Source organism: Micromonospora phytophila (genome assembly GCF_023656545.1).
Lineage (GTDB): Bacteria > Actinomycetota > Actinomycetes > Mycobacteriales > Micromonosporaceae > Micromonospora > Micromonospora phytophila.
Genome location: NZ_JAMOKF010000490.1, coordinates 1 through 2971, shown reverse-complemented (window position 1 = coordinate 2971; position 2971 = coordinate 1). Strand labels below are relative to the sequence as shown.

The window sequence follows — 2971 nt, the reverse complement described above, 5'->3', positions numbered from 1 at the left end:
CCGATGCCGGCCGGAGGTCGCCAGCAGGCCGGGCCGGGCCGGCGCGGCCCGCCTTGCGGGCCGCCTTGCGGGCCGCCTTGCGGGCCGCCTTGCGGGCCGCCTTGCGGGCCGCCTTGATCCTTAAGAGGGGAATTCGGCAGTCCAACTATGCGATCCCCCTGGCAAACAGCGACACCACAGTCGGGTTGGCTATAAGACGTAGCAGCCTGAAGATCCAAGCACCGCCTCGGACGTGTCACGAGGCGCGCGGCAGCGCGAGCCAGTCCTGCCAGGTAATGTCGCGGCCCAGATAACGGGGCTGCTGGAAGGGCCATTCGGCGGCGATCCACTGCGGCACCAGCGCGTCGAGCGCGCGCTCCGCCTCGCCGCCGACGAGGTCGTCCACCACCCACCAGGAGACCTCTCCGTCGGAGCCGGTGCGCTCGGGCGGGTCGATGTAGACGCAGCCGAGGATCGCCGTCTCCTTCTCGTCCAGCAGCGCGTAGTTGAACGATTGATGCGCGGCTATTTCTTTCTCGTGCCGCAGCAAGTCGATGCGGTCCTCTTCATAGGTCATCGTCTCCTTGGGCCAAGCCCAGGCCGGGCCGAAGATCTCCCACAAGCGCTCTCGAGAGCCCATCACGGCGGGGTAGTCGAGCGCGGTGTCCGCCTCCCGGATCGGCCGCAGGTGAAGCGCGGTGTTGGGCACGGGCACATGGACGGGGTGGAAGAAGTCGTCAGGCAGCCAACTCATAAGGGCCGAGGCTATACAACCGGTCGGCGGGATGGTCTAGGCGGCCGCGGGCGCCAACGTCAAGGCGGTGCAGCGGATGCTCGGGCACGCCTCGGCGTCGATGACCCTGGACGCGTACGCCGGGCTGTTCGGTGCCGACCTGGACGCCGTTGCCAACCGGCTGGACGAGGCGGTCGCGGCGCGGGATGCGGACTATTTGCGGACCGGCACGGCCAGCGGCGAGGTTGTCGACCTTGGGAAACGGGCGAAGCCCAGGTCTCTGACCTGGGCTTCTGTGCCGAGCCGCCTGACGGAATCGAACCGTCGACCTACGCATTACGAGATCAAGTTGCCCACCCTGGCCTCGCCTCGCCCGCACAGGCCCTTGGCACCTCGCCGGGGGCCTTCTGCGTGCCCTGGTTACACGCCGAGGAGTCAGCCCGTGTCCGCCCGACCCCGTCGCCTCTCGACCGCCTGGTCTGCTCTGCGCGCCGCCCGCTATCGCTGCGAGGTATGTCGTCGACCTACTCGGCGCACCGTCCGCGACGCCGAAGGTCGCGTCTTCGTCGCGGACGCCCCGAGGTGGTCCTCTGGACGGCCGGAGATGCTCCTGGAGCGGCGCTCCGGACCGGCCCGCCCACGCAGCAGAGGGCCGTACGAGGCGAGCGGTGGTCAGGCGCGGGAGATCCGCCGGGCCGCCTTCTCCGGCTCCTCCTTGAGCAGACCCCGGGCGTGCAGGAAGGCCAGCAGCTCGGCCAACTGCCCCGCGTCCAGCCCGTCGACCCGCGCGGGGAGCACCTGGTAGCGCCCGATCCGGAAGATCAGGTGAGCGGGGATGGGCTCGACCCGCTCCAACGCCGGCCAGCGGACGAGGCTGTCCATGGGCTCGCTGGCGGTGCGCACGCCCTCGCCGTCGATGGTCCAGGCGATCGGGACGCCGTAGAACTTCCAGTTGATGCTGACCACCCTGCGCGGCGTGCCCGCACCGTCAGTTTGGAAGAGCGTGCTCCACCGGCCGGGATGCCCGAAACGCCTGCGACCAGCGGCCTTCCCGGTTGCCCCTCGTGCCCGCTCATGACCGCTGGGTGCCATGGTTACTGGCCCACGGATGGCCCGTGAGTCCAGGCATCACCTGGCTTGGAACCGGCCGGTGAGGCGATACGCGACGTGCATTTCCAGGACAACTCGAGTTTGTGCTTGCAGCGGGCCGGGTGGCGTTGCGGGATCAGCGAAGGCCACTTCGAGCACCTCCGTGCTCTCCGGTTCGATCACCCCTGACCATCGTCGCGTTTCAAAGCACATGGCGAAGCAGTGCATCCGGTCCCCGTTGGGATAGGTAATGACGTGAGCGTCTGGCTCAGATAGGCAACCAAAGGCAACGAGATCTGAGCCTTCAACTATCAGTCCGGTTTCCTCTCGGACCTCATCGATCGCGGTGTCGACGAAGCTTCCTCCTGGCTCGGCTGCCCCTGCCGGTATCTCCCACAAACCAGAGTCACGACGTCGCTGGAACAAGACGTGCTCGGCCGAGTCGAGGAGGATGACCTGCGCTCCGGGCATGAGCAGCAGTCGAGACCCGACCAACTGTCGAAGTTGCCAGGTGTAGGAACCGACATAACCCATTCGGTGATCAAACCAGACGGGTGGCCTCGCCGGGTGGACGGCAACCGCGGTGCGGCGGATCTCCTCGTCGGGCAGTCGTAGACCGTCCAGCACCCCCGGACGGGGTCCAGGTGGAGCGCCCTACCGGACGAACGACCGGGTGCCGTCGTCGCAGGCGATGGCCAGCTCGGTGTCGGTGACGTGGATGGTGACGGTCTTGCCGGCATGCACCCGGCCAAGCGCGATCCGGACCTCGACGCGGTGCGTCCGGGTCGGCGGCAGCATGGCCGACCAGGGAAAATGGCTGGTGGGGCGGGCGGGACTCGAACCCGCGACCGAGGGATTATGAGATCAAGTTGCCTACCCCGGACCACCTGCACGGACCGGGCTCTAGCAGCGGAAACGGCTCTCGACATCTAACACTGCTCCCCGCCGTCCGTCGCCCTCTTGCGGACTGGATGCGGACTGTCCGGACCACGAGTTGGCAGTCCTGCTCAATCGCGCATCCACGGGACAAGACCATCGGCCTTAGCTTGTTCTTTAACCTGCGCGCTGTTTACGTGCGGTGATGCTCAGGTCACGTTTGACGGTCTTCCCGACGTCGTGGCGGGCTGCTGGCCGGCGGTTTCGTGAGCCGGGTGGGCGTCCGGGACCGGG

4 protein-coding genes are annotated in these 2971 nt (G+C 67.7%); all 4 read right to left on the bottom strand.

The genetic code is table 11. The features are described from left to right. Positions 1 to 235: 235 nt before the first annotated feature. Positions 236 to 733, bottom strand: coding sequence for a GNAT family N-acetyltransferase (locus tag NCC78_RS30175; protein ID WP_250798782.1), 498 nt, complete (start codon positions 731 to 733; stop codon positions 236 to 238). A 651-nt stretch (positions 734 to 1384) separates the two neighbouring features. Continuing rightward, positions 1385 to 1678 (bottom strand): YcxB family protein, encoded by a 294-nt coding sequence (locus NCC78_RS30170; protein WP_250798781.1) that lies wholly within the window; start codon positions 1676 to 1678, stop codon positions 1385 to 1387. Between the two features lie 162 nt (positions 1679 to 1840). Next, complete coding sequence (locus NCC78_RS30165; RefSeq protein ID WP_250798780.1) at positions 1841 to 2428, bottom strand: NUDIX domain-containing protein; 588 nt, start codon at positions 2426 to 2428, stop codon at positions 1841 to 1843. Between the two features lie 27 nt (positions 2429 to 2455). Further along, a complete protein-coding gene (locus NCC78_RS30160) occupies positions 2456 to 2599 on the bottom strand; it encodes a hypothetical protein (protein WP_250798779.1) in 144 nt (47 codons plus the stop codon). Positions 2600 to 2971: the final 372 nt, after the last annotated feature.

What these genes read in the sequence shown, in the direction of transcription:
- NCC78_RS30160 (WP_250798779.1), bottom strand. Translation starts at nt 2,599, where the DNA reads ATGCTGCCGCCGACCCGGACGCACCGCGTCGAGGTCCGGATCGCGCTT.
- NCC78_RS30175 (WP_250798782.1), bottom strand. Translation starts at nt 733, where the DNA reads ATGAGTTGGCTGCCTGACGACTTCTTCCACCCCGTCCATGTGCCCGTG.